This window comes from Pseudonocardia sp. McavD-2-B (assembly GCF_024124365.1).
Taxonomy (GTDB): Bacteria; Actinomycetota; Actinomycetes; order Mycobacteriales; family Pseudonocardiaceae; genus Pseudonocardia; species Pseudonocardia alni.
In genome coordinates this window covers 83,887-100,901 of sequence record NZ_JAMXSG010000001.1, presented here as the reverse complement: position 1 = coordinate 100,901, position 17,015 = coordinate 83,887, and the positions used below count along the sequence as shown (strand labels likewise).

Below are 17,015 nucleotides of genomic sequence, written 5' to 3'. Positions count from 1 at the left end.
CCTCGCGCACGGGGCGTGCGCGAGGGCGACGACTGGGCGGTGGGCTTCATACGTCGGACTCCGCAGGCTCGATCCGAGCGAGCAACGCACCGGCCTCGACCTGCTCACCGGCGCCGACGACGATCTCGGCGACACGGCCCGACTCGGGGGCGAGGACGCTGTGCTCCATCTTCATCGCCTCCAGGACCACGAGCGGGGCACCCGCGACGACCTCGTCGTCGACCTTCGCGTGGACGGCGACGACCGTCCCGGGCATCGCCGCCGTCAGCGCACCCGGTGGGGCCACCCGGGACTCGTCGGGGAACCGCTCGACCGCGGTGACCGTGACGGACCCGCGCGGTGACGAGACGGCCACCCGCCCGTGCGCGGCGTCGACGCCGTAGCGGCGGCGAACCCCGTCGAGGTCGAGGTCGACCGAGTCGGACGCGAGGTCCCACACGCGTCCGCGCAGCTCGGGGCCGTCGCCGACGCGGACCGTCAGGGTCCGGTCCTCGGCGAGGACGTGCTGGACGGCGACCTGCTCCCCGCGATGATCGAACACCCGGGACGCAGGGGCCGACCTGTTGTTGCGCCACCCCGTGGGGATGGACTGCTGCACCGCGACCCCGGCGCGGTCGACGTGGTCGAGCACGACCGCGGCGGCGGCGAGATGACCCGCCGCGTCCTCCGGCGCCACCAGGGAGGGCAGAGACTCGACGTCGCAGTCGTCGAGGAAGGACGTGCTGAACTCGGCCCGGCGGAAGGCGTCGTGCTCCAGCACCTGCACAAGCAGGTCGCGGTTGGTCGTCAGGCCCGCGATCCGGGTCCGGCGCAGTGCCGAGGCGAGTCGGGATACCGCCTCGTCCCGGGTCGGCGCCCACATCACGACCTTCGCGAGCATGGGGTCGTAGTGCGGGGGCACGTGCGAGCCGCCGACGACGCCGGCGTCGATCCGCAGGCCTGGGTCCGCCGGCCAGTCCAGCCGTGTCAGCGTCCCGGACGTGGGCAGGTAGCCGGCGGCGACGTCCTCGGCGTACAGCCGGGCCTCGATCGCGTGCCCGTGCAGCCGGGGGGCCAGAGCCTCGGACGGGAGCGGTCGTCCCGCGGCCACCTCGATCTGGAGGCGGACGAGGTCGAGACCGGTGACAAGCTCCGTCACCGGATGCTCCACCTGCAGGCGGGTGTTCATCTCGAGGAAGGCGAAGCTGCCGTCGGGCGCGAGGACGAACTCGACGGTTCCGGCTCCCCGATAGGTGACGGCGCGCGCGGCCTCGACGGCCGCGTCGCACAGCCGGCGGCGCAGGTCCTCGTCCACGACGGGGGACGGGGCCTCCTCGAGCACCTTCTGGTGGCGCCGTTGGATCGAGCACTCACGCTCGAACAGGGCGACGACGTTGTCGTGCTCGTCCGCCATGACCTGGACCTCGACGTGGCGCGGGTCGACGACGTACTTCTCGACGAAGACCGTGTCGTCTGAGAAGGCGGACGCGGCCTCGCGACGCGCGGAGTCGACGGCCTCCTGCAGGTGCTCCGGGGCGAGAACCACGCGCATGCCGCGGCCGCCGCCCCCGGCGCTGGCCTTGACCAGGACCGGATAGCCGATGCCCGCGACGTCCTCGGCGGTGGCCCGGTCGACCGTGGCGTCGTCGAGCCGCACGCTGCGCAGGATCGGGACCCCCGCGGCGCCCATGAGCTCCTTGGACCGCAGCTTGTCGCCCATCGACCTGATCGCGTCGGGCGTGGGGCCGATGAAGGTGATCCCTGCCGCCTGGCACGCTTCGGCGAACCCGGCGTTCTCGGAGAGGAAGCCGTATCCCGGATGGACCGCGTCGGCGCCGGTCCGGCGCGCAGCCTCCACGACGAGGTCGGCTCGGAGGTAGGTGTCCGCCGACCGGCTGCCCGGGAGATGCACCGACTCGTCGGCGTCGGCCACGTAGGGGGCGAACGCGTCGTCGTCGGAGTGGACGGCCACCGTCGCGATGCCCATCTCACGGCACGTCCTGATCACCCTGGACGCGATCTCGCCACGGTTCGCGACGAGGATCTTGCTGATCGACATGGTCGTCACATCCTGAAGACGCCGAAGCCCCGACGGCCCTGGACCGGGCCGGAGGCGATGGCGGAGAGGGCGATCCCGAGAACGGTGCGGGTGTCGCGCGGGTCGATGATCCCGTCGTCGAACAGCTTGCCGCTCATGAAGAATGCGTCGGACTCCGTGCGGATCTGGTCCTCGATCTGCTGTCGTCGCGCTGCGTCGGCGGCCTCGTCGAACTCGTTGCCGGAGGACTTGGCGGCGCTGCGGGCGATGATGGAGAGCACGCCGGCCAGCTGGGTGGCCCCCATGACCGCGGTGCGGGATCCGGGCCAGGCGAAGACGAAACGCGGCTCGAAGGCGCGGCCGGACATGCCGTAGTAGCCCGCTCCGTAGGCCGACCCCATGAGCAGCGTGATGTGCGGGACCGCGCTGTTGGAGACGGCGTTGATCATCTTGGCGCCGTCCTTGATCATCCCTGCCTGCTCGTAGACTTTGCCGACGATGTAGCCGGTCGTGTTCTGCATGAACAGCAGTGGCACGTCGATCTGGTTGGCGAGGAGGATGAACTCCGTGGCCTTCTGTGCCTCCTCCGGGAAGATCACGCCGTTTGCGTTGGCCAGGATTCCGACGGGGTAGCCGTGCAGGGTGCCCCAGCCGGTGACCAGGCTCGTGCCGTAGGTCGGCTTGTACTCGTCGAAGGTCGACCCGTCGAGGACGTGTGCGAGCACGTCACGGGGGTCGAACGGGACGCGCAGGTCCGCCGAGATGACGTCGAGGATGCTTTCGCGGTCTCGGACGGGCGGCGTGACCGGCAGCGTGGGGCGGGGGCCTTGCTTGCGCCAGTTGATGGTCGCGATGATCCGGCGGCCGATTCGGATGGCGTCCTGCTCGCTCTCGGCCAGGTAGTCGGACAGACCCGAGACGCGTGAGTGCATCTCGGCCCCGCCGAGCTCCTCGTCGGTGGACACCTCGCCGGTGGCCATCTTGACCAGCGGAGGGCCGCCGAGGAACACCTTGGCCCGCTCGCGCACCATCACCGCGTGGTCGCACATGCCGGGCACGTAGGCGCCGCCCGCCGTCGAGTTGCCGAACACCAGCGCGACGGTCGGGACGCCGTCGGCCGACATCCGGGTCAGGTCGCGGAACAGCGCCCCGCCCGGCACGAACAGCTCGGCCTGCGACGGGAGGTCGGCCCCGCCCGACTCGACCAGGTTGACCACCGGGAGCCGGTTGGTCCGGGCGATCTCGAGCGCCCGGATGATCTTCGTCCAGGTGAAGGGGTTGGAGGTGCCGCCGCGCACGGTCGGGTCGTTGGCCACCACCATGCACTCGACGCCGGAGACCACCCCGATCCCGGTGACCACGCTGCCCCCCACGGGGAACGGGGAGCCCCATCCCGCCGTCGTGGACAGCTCGAGGAAGGCCGTGCCCGGGTCGAGGAGCAGCTCGATCCGCTCGTGCACGAGCAGCTTGCCGCGGGCGCGGTGCCGCTCGACGTAGACGGGGCCGCCGCCGGCGCGGGCGCGCGCCTGGGTCTCCTCCAGCCGGCCGATGGCGGCCAGGGCGGCCTCGCGGTTCGCGGAGGTGACCTCGCCGGGACGGGTCGCTGTGTTCGCCATGGTCAGTACGCCTTCGGCAGTGTGAGGGAGTGCTGGGCGACGTAGTTCAGGACCATCTCCCGCGACACCGGGGCGACCTTGAGCAGGCGCGCCATCGCCCACATGTCCGACAACCCGTACTCGGTCGACATGCCGTTGCCGCCGTGGGTCTGGATGGCGCGGTCGAGGGCGACGAGGGAGGCGTCGGCCGCGGCGAGCTTGGCCATGTTCGACGCCTCTCCCGCGCTCAGGTCGTCGTCATACAGCCCGGCCGCATGGTTCGTCATCAGGCGAGCCAGCTCGACCTGGACGTGTGCCTCGGCGAGCGGGTGGGAGATGCCCTGGTGGGTGCCGATCGGGACCCCGAACACCGAGCGTTCGCGCGCGTAGGTCGCCCCCTTGGCGATGGCGTACCGGGCGATGCCGTTCGAGGTCGCCGCGCACATGATCCGCTCGGGGTTCAGGCCGTGGAAGACGTGTCCGAGGCCCTCGCCGACCTCGCCGACCACGTTCTCGGCCGGCACGCGGACGTCGTCGAAGAACAGCGTGAACTGCTTCTCCGGGCTCGTGACCTCGGCGGGGATGACGGTCGTGGTCAAGCCCGGCGCATCGGCGTCGACGAGGAACAGGGTCAGCCGACCCGATCCGTTCGAGGCGCGCTCGCCGGTCCGCGCCACGACAAGGATGGTGGTGGCCTCGTCAGCACCCGAGCACCAGTACTTCGTGCCGTTCAGCACCCAGTCCGAACCGTCCTGGACGGCGCGGGTGCTGATCGCGTGGGTGTTGGAGCCTGCGTCCGGCTCGGTGATCGAGAAGGCGTACTTCTCCTCGCCCGAGGCGATCCGCGGGAGCCGCTCCTTCTTCTGCTCATTGGTGCCGAACCGCGCGATCACGCTGCCGCAGATCGTCGGCGAGACGATCAGCATCAGCAGCGGGCACCCGGCGGCCGAGATCTCCTCGGCCACCATCGACAGCTCGAGCAGACCCGCCCCACCGCCGCCGAACTCCTCCGGCAGATTGACCCCCAGGAAGCCCTGCGCCCCGAGGTCTGCCCACAACTCGTCGGCCTTGCCGCCGGACCGCGCTTGCTCCACGAAGTAGTCGTGGCCGTATCCGTCCGCGATCCGGCGGACGGACGAACGCAGCGCCCGATGTTCGTCGGTCTCTCGCATGTGACTCGCCTCCCGGCAGCGCCGGCACCTTCTTTGTGTACCGTTCGGTCGGTACACTACCTGGCAACGGTTCGTTCGCCAAGCCGGACCCCGCACGAGAGGAACCACTGTGGCCGCCACGTCGCTCGAAGCCCGCGAGGTCGTCATCGTCGACGCCGTACGCACGCCCATCGGCAAGCGGAACGGCTCCTTGAAGGACGTCCATCCCGTCGATCTCTCGGCCCACGTCCTGAACGCGCTGGTCGAACGCACCGGACTCGACCCCTCGACCGTCGACGACGTCATGTGGGGATGTGTCACCCAGCTCGGCGACCAGTCGAGCAACGTCGGCCGGTTCGGCGTGCTCGCCGCAGGCTGGCCCGAGACCGTTCCGGCGGTGACGATCAACCGCGCGTGCGGCTCCAGCCAGCAGGCGCTGGAGAGTGCGGTGCACGCCGTGGCCGCGGGCGCGTACGACGTGGCCGTCGCCGGCGGTGTCGAAACGATGAGCCGCGTGCCGCTCGGTGCGGCGCGTCAGTTCGGACAGCCCTACGGGCAGACGGTGCTCGACCGGTACCAGGTCGCCACCCTCGACCAAGGGGTCGGCGCCGAGCTGATCGCCGCCCGGTTCGGGTTCTCCCGGCGCGCTCTCGACGAGTACGCCTCGCGCTCGCACGCGCTCGCCGCAGGTGCGATCGACCGGGGCGACCTCGACGGTCAGATCGCGCCCGTCAAGACGGCCGACGCCGAGCTGGCCGTCGATGAGGGCCTGCGCCGTGGCACCTCGGTCGAGACGCTCGCCGGACTCAAGCCGTCCTTCCGGGAGGACGGGGTCGTCCATGCCGGCAACGCCTCACAGATCTCCGACGGCGCCGCGGCGCTGCTGATCATGACGGCCGCCCGGGCCCGCGAGCTCGGTATGCGGCCGATGGCCCGGGTGCGGGCCGGTGCGGTGGCGGCGGCGGACCCCGTCGAGATGCTCACGGCTCCCATCCCGGCCACGCGCAAGGTCCTCGCCCGCACCGGGCTGTCGATCGGGGACATCGGCGCCTACGAGGTCAACGAGGCATTCGCCCCCGTCCCGTTGGCCTGGCAGGTCGAGCTCGACGCAGATCCCGAGCGCCTCAACCCACTGGGCGGCGCGATCGCCGTCGGCCACCCCCTCGGCGCATCAGGGGCGATCCTCGCCACGCGTCTGCTCCACCACCAGCGTCACCACGGGCTGCAGTATGGTCTGCAGACCATGTGCGAGGGAGGCGGAACTGCCAATGCGACCGTGTTCGAACTCCTGGACTGAGCGGGGGTCGACTCGTCCATGGTCGCGGGCCGCTCCGAGGTGACGGCGTCGGGTCCCGTCGCGGACGACGAGACGACGCCTGAACGGGTCCTCCGCCTGGCGACGGACCTGTTCGCCCAGCGTGGCTTCGATGCGACCGGGGTGCAGGAGCTCTCCGAGGCCACCGGCCTCGGCCGTGGGGCGCTGTACTACCACATCAAGAGCAAGCAGGAACTGCTTCTGCGCATCGCCACCCGGCTGCTGGAACGCGCGATCGACAACGCCGAGGAGATCGTCGCGAGGGACGTCTCGGTGCCGGACCGGCTGACCGCTCTGACCGAGTACCTCATCACCGACCTCATGGCGGAGCGGTCGGCGTGGATGACCTCCATGCGCGACTGGACGTCACTCGACGAGGCGGGGCGCGCGAAGATCCTGGCCATGCGCGATCACTACGAGTCGATCTGGCAGCGGCTGTTCGACGAGGGTGCCGAGCTCGGGGTGACGCGCCGGGTCGACCCGACGTTGCGCAAGGCGATCGTCGGGATGTTCACCAGCATCCACAGCTGGCTGGCACCCCACGGCGCGCTCTCCGCGCAGGAGATCAGCGCGACGTACCTGGACTTCATGCTCCACGGGGTCATGCGCGAGTGAACCCGGCCGGGTCCGCCCGCGCGCCGTTCCAGGACGGCGTGCGGGCGGCCGGTCCGGCTATGCGTGCCCGGCTCCCCAGCTCAGGAGCACCTCGTCGACGGTCTGTGGGTCGCTCTTCGGCTCCGGAGCCGTCCCCCACGGCAGACTCGGTCGGAATCCGCCGGCGTCCGCTCGTGGCTGCAGCAGTTCTCGCGCGGCGACCTGGGGGTCATGTGCGGCCTCGGCCAGATCGAGCACCGGTGCGAGGCAGGCGTCTCGTCGGAGGGCCAGCTCCGACCACTCGTCGCGGGTCCGGGTCAGGACGACGTCGCCGATCATGCCCCTGAGGTGGGCCCAGTTCGTCGGGTCCGTGCGGTCGAAGGGGAGGGGCGAGGCAATGCCCAGCAGGTCGAGCAGGTCGACGAAGAACGGGTCCTCCAGCGCGGCGACGGCGACGAATCGGCCGTCCGCGCACGGGTAAACGTCGTAGTAGGGGGCGCCGGTGTCCAACCTGTTGCTGGCGGGCTCGTCGCTCCATCTGCCCTGGGAGCGGTACTCGTGGAGCATCGAGGTCAGATAGACGGTCCCGTCGAGAACCGCGACGTCGAGGACCTCGGCCACGCCGTCGCGCTCGCGGCGCAGCAGCGCGGCGAGGACCGAGGTCGCCAGGTACATCCCCCCACCGCCGAAGTCCCCGAGCAGGTTCGCCGGTGGCGTCGGCAGCGCCGCTGAGGGGGTGCGGCGCTGCGCGACGTGCAGCGCGCCGGTGACGGCGATGTAGCTCAGGTCGTGGCCTGCCGTCGCGGACCGCGGGCCCGTCTGGCCCCAGCCGGTCATCCGCGCGTACACCACCCTGGGGTGCGCCTGCTGGACCTCGTCCGGACCGAGTCCGAGCCGTTCGAGCACTCCCGGGCGGTATCCCTCCATGACGACGTCCGCACGAGCCAGCAACCGGTGCAGGTCGGCTCGACCGGCGCTGCTCTTGAGGTCGAGCTCGAGCGAGGGACGGCCCCGCGTCAGCGCGGTCGGCGCGGCGCCCGGTCGACGCACACTGATCACCTCGGCGCCGAGGTCCGCCAGGAGCATCCCGGCGAATGGCAACGGTCCCAGGCCCGCCAGCTCCACCACGCGCACACCGTTCAACATCGTTGAGCCCATCGAAGCTCCTTCTTCACAAATCCTGGGAGTGCTGTACTGTACCGACCGAACGGTACACGGATGAGGTGTGGGTGTGCGATGACCTTCTACGACGACGACCACGAAGCCTTCCGCGAGTCGGTGCGCACCTTCGTGGATCGGGAGGTGCGCCCCGACCTGGACGACTGGGACCGGGACGGGCTCATCCCGCGGGACGTATGGCGGACGGCGGCGAAGGTCGGGATCCTGGGGCTGCGGATCCCCGAGCAGTACGGCGGCGCCGGCGTGTCCGACTACCGCTTCCGCTGTGTCGTCCAGGAGGAACTGGCCCGCGTCGGCGCCGCATCGCTGGCCTCGGGCATGTCCATCAACGACGACGTCGTGGTCGGGTACCTCACCCGCTTCGGCACCGAGGAGCAGCAGAGCACCTGGCTGCCGTCCATGGCCAGCGGTGACGTCGTCGCCTCGATCGCCATGTCCGAGCCGGGCGCGGGCAGCGATATGCGCGGGATGCGGACTACGGCCGTCCGGGAGGGCGATTCCTGGCGGCTCGCGGGGTCGAAGACCTTCATCACCAGCGGGTACAGCTCGGACGTCGTGATCGTGGCCGCCCGCACCGGGACGAAGGAGGGGCGCCCGCAGCTGTCTCTGTTCGTGGTCCCCACCACCACTGCCGGCTTCAGCCGGGGCAGGAAGCTGGGCAAGATCGGGCTCCACGCGCAGGACACTGCGGAGCTCGCGTTCGACGACATGCTGCTGCCGTCGACCGCGTTGCTCGGCGAGGAGGGGCGCGGCTTCCACCATCTCACCAACCAACTGCCCCTGGAGCGACTGTCCATCGCCTGGCGAGCGCTCGTCGCCGCCGAGGCGGCGTTCGCGTGGACGGTCGAGTACACGAAGGAGCGCACGGCGTTCGGCAGCCGTGTGATCGACTTCCAAAACTCCCGCTTCCGCCTGGCGGAGCTGTCGACGGAGCTCGATGTGACCCGCGCGTTTCTGGAGCGCGCCGTGCAGCGCTACCTCGACGGCGACCTCGATGCGACCACGGGTGCCAAGGCCAAGTGGTGGTGCACGGAGCTCCAGCAGCGCGTCGTCAACGCCTGCCTCCAGCTCCACGGCGGCTACGGCTACATGAGCGAGTACCCCATCGCCCGCGCGTTCATCGACGCCCGGGTCCAAACCCTCGTCGGCGGTACGACCGAGATCATGAAGGAGATCATCGGTCGCGACATCGCCGGATGACCGACAGGACAACCAGGCCATGAAACTCAGCGACATCTCGGCCGTCGTGACCGGCGGTTCCTCCGGTCTCGGAGCCGCGACGGCCCGCCTCCTCGCCCGACAAGGCTCCCGTGTCGTCATCACCGACCGCGCCGAACCGTCGGCCGAGCTGCTCGAGGAGCTCGGCCCGCAGGCCCGGTTCCACCAGTCCGACATCACCGACGCCGCGAGCCTCGCCGCGGCCTTCGACGAGGCGGAGGCCGCCGGTCCGCTTCGGGCCGTCGTGCACTGCGCAGGCCGCGGGGGAGACCGACTGCGCATCCTCGACCGTGAGGGCAACGCCAGCCCGGAAGCCAGCTTCGCCGACGTCGTGCGGATCAATCTGACCGGCACCTACAACGTTCTGCGGCTGGCCGCAGAACGGATCGCCCGCACCGAGCCCGTAGGGGACGACCGCGGGTCCATCGTCCTGACCGCATCCGTCGCCGCCTTCGACGGGCAGGTCGGCCAGACCGCCTACTCCGCATCGAAGGGCGGCGTGCACGCCATGACCCTGGTCGCCGCGCGCGATCTCGCCGCCTACGGCATCCGGGTCAACACCATCGCACCGGGGACGTTCGACACGACGATGCTCGCCCGGTTCCCCGATGAGATCCGCGCTCGGCTCGGTGCGGCGGTGCCGCACCCCTCGCGCCTCGGACACGCGGACGAGTTCGCGGACATGGCCGTCGCGCTCCTGACCAACGGCTACGCCAACGGAGCCACCCTCCGGCTCGACGGTGCCATCCGGATGGCACCGAGATGACGGACGGCGAGGTCCTGGTCGAGCGTCGCGGGTCGGTGCTCCTGGTCGCGCTCGACCGACCTCGGCAGCGCAACGCGATGACGCTCGACGCGGCACGCGTGATCGCCGGGGCGATGAGCGACCTCGACGCGGACGACTCGTTGTCTGTCGCCGTCCTGACCGGCAACGGGGGGCACTTCTGCGCCGGCATGGACCTGAAGCGGTTCGTCGATAGCGGTGAGCGCCCATTCGTGCCCGGCCGCGGCTTCGGCGGTTTGGTCGAGACGCCACCGATCAAACCGGTCGTGGCCGCGGTGGAGGGCTTCGCCCTCGGCGGCGGATTCGAGATGGCCCTGGCCTGCGACCTCGTCGTCGCGTCGGAGACGGCACGGTTCGCCCTGCCGGAGGTGCGGCGTGGGCTCGTCGCCCGCGGCGGTGGGATGTTTCGGCTCCCGCGCGCGCTTCCCCGGGCGATCGCCATGGAACTGCTGCTGACCGGCACGATGCTCGAGCCCGCCGTCGCCCTCCAGTACGGGCTCGTCAACCGAGTCGCGGCGGAGAACGCCGCTCTCGACACGGCCCTGGACCTCGCGAATGCGATCGCCGCCAACGCCCCGCTCGCCGTGGCGACCTCCGCCAGGATCGCCCGCGCAGCGTACGACCGGTCCGAGTCCTCCATGTTCGAGTGGCAGCAGCAGTGGACCGACGCCGTCTTCGACTCGGCGGACGCCGCAGAGGGAAGCCGCGCCTTCACAGAACGACGAGACCCGGTTTGGACCGGACGCTGACCGTCGCGGCTCGTCGCACGCCGGGGATAGCACGACCCGCTTGTCGCACGGCTGGAAGAAGCACGTCGCTCGGTGTTGATACCCCAATGAAGTGGAGGACACATGAATGCGCGCACCGCTCCTACCGAGTATGAGGGGCTGTCCTATTCCGCAGGCCCCACAGCGGCCGAGCTCGACGAGACCCCCGTGTACGGAGTGCTCTCCCGGTCCGCGGAGCGCGAAGCGGACCGCCTCGCGCTCGTGGAGCACCACACGGGGCGCACCTGGACCTACAGCGAGCTACTCGCCGCTGTGGACGCCTGCGCGACCGGTCTGTACGCCACGGGCGTACGCCCGGGAGAACGCGTGGGTATCTGGTCGGCGAACTGTGCCGAGTGGGTCCTCGTGCAGTTCGCCTCGGCGAAGATCGGCGCGATCCTGGTGACGATCAACCCGGCCTACCGTGCCCCCGAGCTCGGGTATGCACTGCGCAAGGTGCAGGTCTCGACCCTAGTGTCCGCCACGGGCTTCCGGGACGTGTCCTACCGCGAGCTGCTGGACCACGTGCGCGCCGACTGTCCCGATCTCCGTACGGTGATCGAACTGGGTAGTGCCGACTGGGAGCGGGTGGCGGGCGGTGCGCCGGAGCACACGGAGGTCGTGGAGGACATCGCCGCCTCCCTCGCCCCGGACGACCCGATCAACATCCAGTTCACCTCCGGGACCACCGGATCACCGAAAGGCGCCACGCTCAGCCATAGGGGAATCGTGAACAACGCGCGATTCTTCGGCGACGGCCTCGCCTACACCCCGGAAGACCGGGTCTGTGTGCCGGTACCGCTCTACCATTGCTTCGGCATGGTGATGGGCACGCTGTCGACCTTCTACCATGGCGCGACCGCGATCCTGGCCGGGCCGTGGTTCGACCCGCTGCAGACCCTGCAGGCCGTGGCCCTGCACCGGTGCACCTCGCTCTACGGGGTCCCGACGATGTTCATCGCGGAGCTGGAGATCCTCGCCTCGACCGGCCTCGACGTCTCGTCGCTGCGGACCGGGATCATGGGCGGGTCTCCCTGCCCTGTCGACGCGATGCTTCGCGTGATCAGCGAACTGGGCATGGACGAGGTCACCATCTGCTTCGGGATGACCGAGAACTCGCCCGTCGCCACGCAGACGAAGCGCGACGACGGCATCCGGCGCAAGACGGAGACCGTCGGCGTCGCGATGCCGCACCTGGAGATCGCTGTGCGCGATGCCGTCACCGGCAACATCGTGCCGCGCGGGTCGGTGGGGGAGGCCTGCTTCCGCGGCTACTCCGTGATGATCGGCTATTGGGAGGACCCGGAACGCACGGCCGAGGTCCTCGGCGACGACGGCTGGCTCTCCACGGGCGATCTCGCCGTGATGGACGAGGACGGCTACCTGACCGTGGTGGGCCGACTGAAGGACATGATCATCCGCGGCGGCGAGAACATCTACCCGCGCGAGATCGAGGAATGCCTCATGGGGCACCCGGACGTGGTCGACGTCCAGGTCGTCGGCGTACCCGATGATCGGATGGGCGAAGAAGTCGCCGCATGGCTGATCATGCGACCGGGCTCGCCCGAGCTGAACGCCGACAGCGTGCGCGAGCACTGGAAGGATCGACTGTCGCGGCAGAAGATCCCGCGCTACGTGCGAGTGGTCGACCAGTTCCCGATGACCGTCACTGGCAAGGTCCGCAAGAACGTCATGCGAGAGATCATGACCAAGGACCTCAACTCGGGCGGTGTCTGACCAGCCGGAGCAGGCTGCTCAGCCCGTCCCGGCTCCGAAGGGGCACGGGCACACGGAACCACCCCCGCCAGGGCGGGGACGACCGAGGTGCACGACGCTCGCCGGCTCGGCGCCGTGACCCCTGCCGCTAGCGGGGACGACCAGCGCGCCACGCCGGCGGCCCCGACCTGCAGGGGATCACCCCCGCTAGCGCGGGGACGACGCGCTGGCGGCCTGCGTCGCGGTCGGCCTGTCCCCCCGGGCGGCGAGCGTCGACGGAGACTCCGCGAGCAGGGGAGTGAGGACGACGCCCGCCGCGGCGGTTAGGTCCTCCAGGTTTTCCGCCGGCGGGGCGCGGACCTCGTCCGGCGTGATCGAGGCAAGCACGTCGGCCTGCACTTCCGGGTCGGTTATGACCGCTCATCACGAGGCACCCGGCCCGGTGCTGAGGCTGACCCACTCCGGACGGCAGGACCTACGGGGAATGATGATCGGGTGCGTCCACCGGGCCGGAGTGTGGCTGAACCTGACGGGCTGAGCGAGATGTGGGATGTCGCCGATGATCCCGCCAAGCAGGGCGTAGCCGGCCAAGCCGTGCCGGGTCGCCTTCAGCGGCGGCGGGGAGGAGCCCCGAGCGCTGCCTCGAGGTTGGCCGGCCGTCGGGCCCCACCCAGGCCGCTGACGGCCATGCTCTCGGTCTCGGGCCGTGTGGGTGTGACACGCCGCGTGACACGAGCTGGCGGCAAACGGAGTTGCCAGGGCAGCTCGCGAATACCGATCGGCGATCGTTGTCGCAGGTCGTTGACGCAGACGAGAGCCGAGAACTTTCTTCCAAACTGGCTACGCGGGTTCGATTCCCGTCGCCCGCTCCACCACCTGACCAGCGTAAACACTGATCAGCTCTGATCTTGAGACAGATTTCGTGCATCAAACGTGGTGCGAGTCGGTCCTAGCGTTGACTGCATGGCAGGTCGACAGCCCGCGAGCACGGCTCGCGCCCGGGGCAGCATCACCACGCTTCCCCGTGGCACCATCCGCGTCCGGGTCTACGCCGGGATCGACCCGGTGCGCTTGAGCACCTCATTGGCCCGGTGCAGTTCGCGGACCTCTTGCTCGAGCTCGCGTACCCGGGCTGCCTCGTCGGTGGTCACACCGGGCTGGTGGCCGTCGTCGAGGTCGGCTTGGCGCAGCCACAACCGCACCGACTCTGCGCCGTAGCCGAGCTGATCGGCCACCCCCTTCACCACGCCGTGATCGTGTCCCAGCTCGGCGCGCAGGGTGCGGACCATCCGCACCGCCGCGGCCTTCTCCTCCCGCGAGTACCGCCGCGTCGTCGGCTTCCCCGCAGTTCGATCTGACGACATGACTCCATCCTCGTTTCCAAGGCCCAGAGTCTCTACAGCACCCAGGGCGGCTCCGTCGACCTCGCCGGCTGGCGTCACGGTCGCTATCGAGGTCAGGGTTGGAAGACCGCTCGGACGCAGCCGTCTTTCTTGTTCTTGAACATGTCGTAGCCGTGTGGGCCGTCGTCCAACGACATGACGTGGGTGGCCAGGTGGCTGGTGGTGATCTCTCCGTTGGCTATGCGGCCGAGCAGCATCGGCAGGTAGCGCTGCCCGTGTTGCTGCGCGCCGCGCAGGGTCAGTCCCTTGTTCATCAACGCGCCAAGCGGGAACTTGTCGACCAGCCCGGCGAACACCCCGAGGGAGAACACCGACCCGCCCTTGCGGCACGACATGATCGCCTCGCGGATCGCGATCGGCCGGTCGTTCTCCAGCCGTAGCTGCTGCTTGACCTTGTCGTAGAGGTACTCCGGGCCGTCGGTGTGCGCCTCCTGGCCGACGGCCTCGATGCACACGTCCGGGCCCCGTCCTCCGGTGCGCTCCCGCAGCTCGGCGCCGACGTCGGTACGGCTGTAGTCGAGGGTCTCCGCCCCGACGTGCTGTGCGGTCATGGCCAGCCGCTCGGGGAGGCGGTCGATGACGATGACCTGTTCGGCGCCGAGCAGCGTGGCAGCGCGGGCGGCCATCTGCCCGACTCCGCCGGCGCCCCACACCGCGACGGTGTCCCCGGCCTGGACACCGCCGAGGTGGGCGCCCATCCAGCCGGTGGGGACGCCGTCGGAAGCGAACACCGCGGACAGGTCGTCGACCTGTTCGGGGACGGTGAAGGCGCCGTGGTCGGCGAACGGGACCCGGACGTACTCGGCGTGGCTACCCATGAACCCGCCCATGGCGTGGGAGTAGCCGAAGATGCCGCCGGGCTCGTAGCCCCACAGGCCTTGGCCGATGCCGGGGTTGGTGTTGGTGTTGTCGCACAGCGACCACAGGTCGTTGTCGCAGTACCAGCAGGTGCCGCAGCCGATGAACGACACCACGACCACCCGGTCCCCGACCTGGTGCTTGGTGACGTCGGGGCCGGTCTCGACGACCTCACCCATGAATTCGTGGCCGATCACGTCGCCGGCCTCCATGGCCGGGATGTATCCGCCGAGCAGGTGCAGGTCCGACCCGCACGATGCGGTGTAGCGGACCTTGACGATCATGTCGTGCGCGTTCTGGATCCGCGGGTCGGGGACCCGTTCCACGGCGAGCTTGTCGACGCCCTCCCAGCACAGTGCCTTCACAGTCGACCCTCTCCCCAGGCCCGCGCGGTGACCGCGCGCAGCAGATGTCCGGCCGGCCCGGGGTGACTCGACCCCGGCCGGGATGGTTCGACGACCTCGCCGCACTCGAGGATCGACTTGGTCTCGCGCAACGCGGCCCGAAGCCGGCGTCGGGCGTCGACCTGGCCGTCGTCGGATGTGGTCGGGCGCGCGGCCAGTTCGGTGCCCTTGTCGCCGGGGGCCGGGCGAACCGTCAGCTCGATCTCGCCGCGCATCCGGCTCAATGGGCCGGAGTCGTCCACCTGGGTCCGGACGTCCTCGGCCTTCCGGTAGACGGTGACCACCAGCCACCGCCCCGGGCCATCAACCCCGTCGGGACGCTGGTCGGTGGCCCCGGTCAGCCCTCGCAGCGCCTTGACCGCCCATCTCGGCACGGTCGTCGCGGCGTCCACCACTTTGCTCATCGTTTCCTCCTTCTGTCTGACGTCGCTGCGTATGTCGCAGTCCGCGGGGGTCAGATGGTGCTGCGACGGACCGCTCTGGTCTCGGTCAGGACGCGGACGAGGACTCGGAAGCGGCTTCGCCGGTCTCGTCGTCGTGGCCGACTTCGTCGCGGCGTTGGAGTTCGCGGCAGCCGTAGGCCGCTCGGAGGCGTTCGGCTTCCTCGTGACCGCTCAGCCGGCCGTCGCCACGCCGGGCGCGCAGCGACGTCTCCCGCTTCACCAGGTGTTGGATCCGGTCCAACAGGTCCTGCTCCGTTTCACCTCAGGGCCTCCGTCCGGCTCGGCACCCCTCTGCCCTGTCCGACCCGGCGCCGTGGCGCTCGGTCGGTGATTGGGTCGGTGGCTCTTCTACGATCTCGGTCTGATTTTCTGCCCCGGGCTTCCTGGTGGTCATCGCGCTGACCGGCTGCACCCCCGGGCAGGATCACAGGATTTCCAGTGGTCGCGGACCGCTCGGCGGCGGGAAGGCACGGTCGAGAGCATCCAGGTCCTCGCGGGTCAGCTTCGCGTCCAGTGCCGTGGCGTTGTCGCGCACGTGCTGCGGGCTGCTCGCCTTGGGGATGGTGCATAGTGAGTCGCGGCGCAGCACCCACGCCAGGGCCGCCGCAGCGGGGCTGATGCCGTGGGCGGCCGCGACCTCGCCGAGTGTCGCGTCGCCGAGGATGCGCCCCTGCTCGATCGGCGAGTACGCCATCACCGGCAGTTCGTGGTCGGCGCACCACGGCAGCAGGTCGTATTCCGGCCCCCGCCGCGACAGGTTGTACAGCACCTGGTCCGTGGTCAGTCCTTCGCTGCCCGACACGTCTCGGAGCTCGGTGAGGGCGGCGTGGTCGAAGTTGCTGACGCCCCAGTACCGGATCTTCCCGACCTCGATCAGGTGCTGGAAGGCCTCGAGGGTGTCCTCCAGGGGGTGCCTGCCTTGCCAGTGCAGCAGGTAGAGATCGATCCGGTCGGTGCCCAGGCGTTCCAGGCTGCGCTCGCAGGCCGCGATCGCGCCGGCAAGGGACGCGTTCGACGGCAGTACCTTGCTGACGACGAAGGCCTCGTCGCGGCGGCCCGCCAGTGCCTCACCGAGCACCTCCTCCGCTCCGCCGTCGGCGTACATCTCGGCGGTGTCGACCAGGGTCATGCCCAGGTCCAGGCCGGTGCGCAGGGCCGCGACCTCGTCGCCGCGGCGACCCGGGTCCTCGCCCCATCCCCAGGTGCCCTGGCCCAGAACGGGGACGGTTTCCCCTCTCGCCAGCGCGATTCGTCGCATCCGCGATCACTTCCTTCCGCGTCCTCGGGTGGGATGAGAGCCGCGACTTCCGGTCCTCATTCCCGGCCATGGAGTCGATCGCCGACGGCGTCACCGACGGGAGGAGTCCGACTCCTGCTGGATTGTCATGTCACAATTCCCCTTTTCCCCTTCTGTCGTTCCAACGTCATCCGGCGCCCGTCGGCTCGGTCAGTACTGCCTTCCCGGTGGCCGTGCGCAGGCACAGCGCCTCGACGGCGTCGGCGATCTCCGCCCAGTCACGGACCGAGCCCAGCTGCGGGTCGAGCCTGCCGCGCCCGATCAGCGTGGCGAG

At 70.1% G+C, this 17,015-nt stretch carries 14 protein-coding genes and 1 pseudogene; 6 read left to right on the top strand and 9 right to left on the bottom strand.

What is annotated here, in order from left to right; translation table 11 throughout:
- Nucleotides 1–46: 46 nt before the first annotated feature.
- The 3 genes from NH602_RS00485 to NH602_RS00475 are packed head-to-tail and all read right to left on the bottom strand — an operon-like array spanning nt 47 to nt 4,784.
- Nucleotides 47–2,038: a biotin carboxylase N-terminal domain-containing protein gene (locus NH602_RS00485; RefSeq protein ID WP_253066692.1), complete on the bottom strand. Its 1,992-nt coding sequence runs from the start codon at nt 2,036–2,038 to the stop codon at nt 47–49.
- Nucleotides 2,039–2,043: 5 nt separating this feature from the next.
- Nucleotides 2,044–3,633 (bottom strand): acyl-CoA carboxylase subunit beta, encoded by a 1,590-nt coding sequence (locus tag NH602_RS00480; RefSeq protein ID WP_253066691.1) that lies wholly within the window; start codon nt 3,631–3,633, stop codon nt 2,044–2,046.
- Between the two features lie 2 nt (nt 3,634–3,635).
- Nucleotides 3,636–4,784 carry an acyl-CoA dehydrogenase family protein gene (locus tag NH602_RS00475; RefSeq protein ID WP_253066690.1) on the bottom strand — a complete coding sequence of 383 codons (1,149 nt, stop codon included), beginning with the start codon at nt 4,782–4,784 and terminating at the stop codon, nt 3,636–3,638.
- Between the two features lie 109 nt (nt 4,785–4,893).
- On the opposite strand from NH602_RS00475, the gene NH602_RS00470 reads away from it, so the two are divergent.
- Nucleotides 4,894–6,060 (top strand): thiolase family protein, encoded by a 1,167-nt coding sequence (locus NH602_RS00470; protein ID WP_253066689.1) that lies wholly within the window; start codon nt 4,894–4,896, stop codon nt 6,058–6,060.
- An 18-nt stretch (nt 6,061–6,078) separates the two neighbouring features.
- Entirely contained in the window at nt 6,079–6,693 is a 615-nt protein-coding gene (locus NH602_RS00465) for a TetR/AcrR family transcriptional regulator (protein WP_253066688.1), read from the top strand.
- Nucleotides 6,694–6,750: 57 nt separating this feature from the next.
- Here NH602_RS00465 and NH602_RS00460 read toward each other — a convergent pair whose 3' ends face one another.
- The gene (locus NH602_RS00460) at nt 6,751–7,830 is read right to left on the bottom strand and encodes a CaiB/BaiF CoA-transferase family protein (RefSeq protein WP_253066687.1); all 1,080 of its coding nucleotides are present in this window, start codon (nt 7,828–7,830) and stop codon (nt 6,751–6,753) included.
- A 78-nt stretch (nt 7,831–7,908) separates the two neighbouring features.
- On the opposite strand from NH602_RS00460, the gene NH602_RS00455 reads away from it, so the two are divergent.
- The 4 genes from NH602_RS00455 (at nt 7,909) to NH602_RS00440 (ending at nt 12,357) form a co-directional block, all read left to right on the top strand.
- On the top strand, nt 7,909–9,051 hold the full coding sequence (locus tag NH602_RS00455) for an acyl-CoA dehydrogenase family protein (protein ID WP_253066686.1): 1,143 nt from the start codon (nt 7,909–7,911) through the stop codon (nt 9,049–9,051).
- Between the two features lie 19 nt (nt 9,052–9,070).
- Complete coding sequence (locus NH602_RS00450) at nt 9,071–9,835, top strand: SDR family NAD(P)-dependent oxidoreductase (RefSeq protein WP_253066685.1); 765 nt, start codon at nt 9,071–9,073, stop codon at nt 9,833–9,835.
- Nucleotides 9,832–10,602 (top strand): crotonase/enoyl-CoA hydratase family protein, encoded by a 771-nt coding sequence (locus NH602_RS00445; RefSeq protein WP_253066684.1) that lies wholly within the window; start codon nt 9,832–9,834, stop codon nt 10,600–10,602. The genes NH602_RS00450 and NH602_RS00445 overlap by 4 nt, the downstream gene beginning before the upstream one ends.
- Nucleotides 10,603–10,704: 102 nt before the next feature.
- Nucleotides 10,705–12,357 (top strand): AMP-binding protein, encoded by a 1,653-nt coding sequence (locus NH602_RS00440; RefSeq protein ID WP_253066683.1) that lies wholly within the window; start codon nt 10,705–10,707, stop codon nt 12,355–12,357.
- Between the two features lie 1,037 nt (nt 12,358–13,394).
- Here the strand turns inward: NH602_RS00440 and NH602_RS00435 are convergent.
- The 5 genes and pseudogenes from NH602_RS00435 to NH602_RS00415 form a co-directional block, all read right to left on the bottom strand.
- A pseudogene (locus NH602_RS00435) lies at nt 13,395–13,700 on the bottom strand (transposase); the annotation flags it as partial.
- Nucleotides 13,701–13,792: 92 nt separating this feature from the next.
- The gene (locus tag NH602_RS00430) at nt 13,793–14,962 is read right to left on the bottom strand and encodes an alcohol dehydrogenase catalytic domain-containing protein (RefSeq protein WP_253066682.1); all 1,170 of its coding nucleotides are present in this window, start codon (nt 14,960–14,962) and stop codon (nt 13,793–13,795) included.
- Nucleotides 14,959–15,405, bottom strand: a complete 447-nt coding sequence (locus NH602_RS00425) for a hypothetical protein (protein WP_253066681.1) — start codon at nt 15,403–15,405, stop codon at nt 14,959–14,961. The genes NH602_RS00430 and NH602_RS00425 overlap by 4 nt, the downstream gene beginning before the upstream one ends.
- Nucleotides 15,406–15,490: 85 nt before the next feature.
- Nucleotides 15,491–15,664 carry a hypothetical protein gene (locus tag NH602_RS00420; protein WP_179762054.1) on the bottom strand — a complete coding sequence of 58 codons (174 nt, stop codon included), beginning with the start codon at nt 15,662–15,664 and terminating at the stop codon, nt 15,491–15,493.
- Nucleotides 15,665–15,868: 204 nt separating this feature from the next.
- Complete coding sequence (locus NH602_RS00415; RefSeq protein WP_179762055.1) at nt 15,869–16,702, bottom strand: aldo/keto reductase; 834 nt, start codon at nt 16,700–16,702, stop codon at nt 15,869–15,871.
- Nucleotides 16,703–17,015 lie beyond the last annotated feature (313 nt).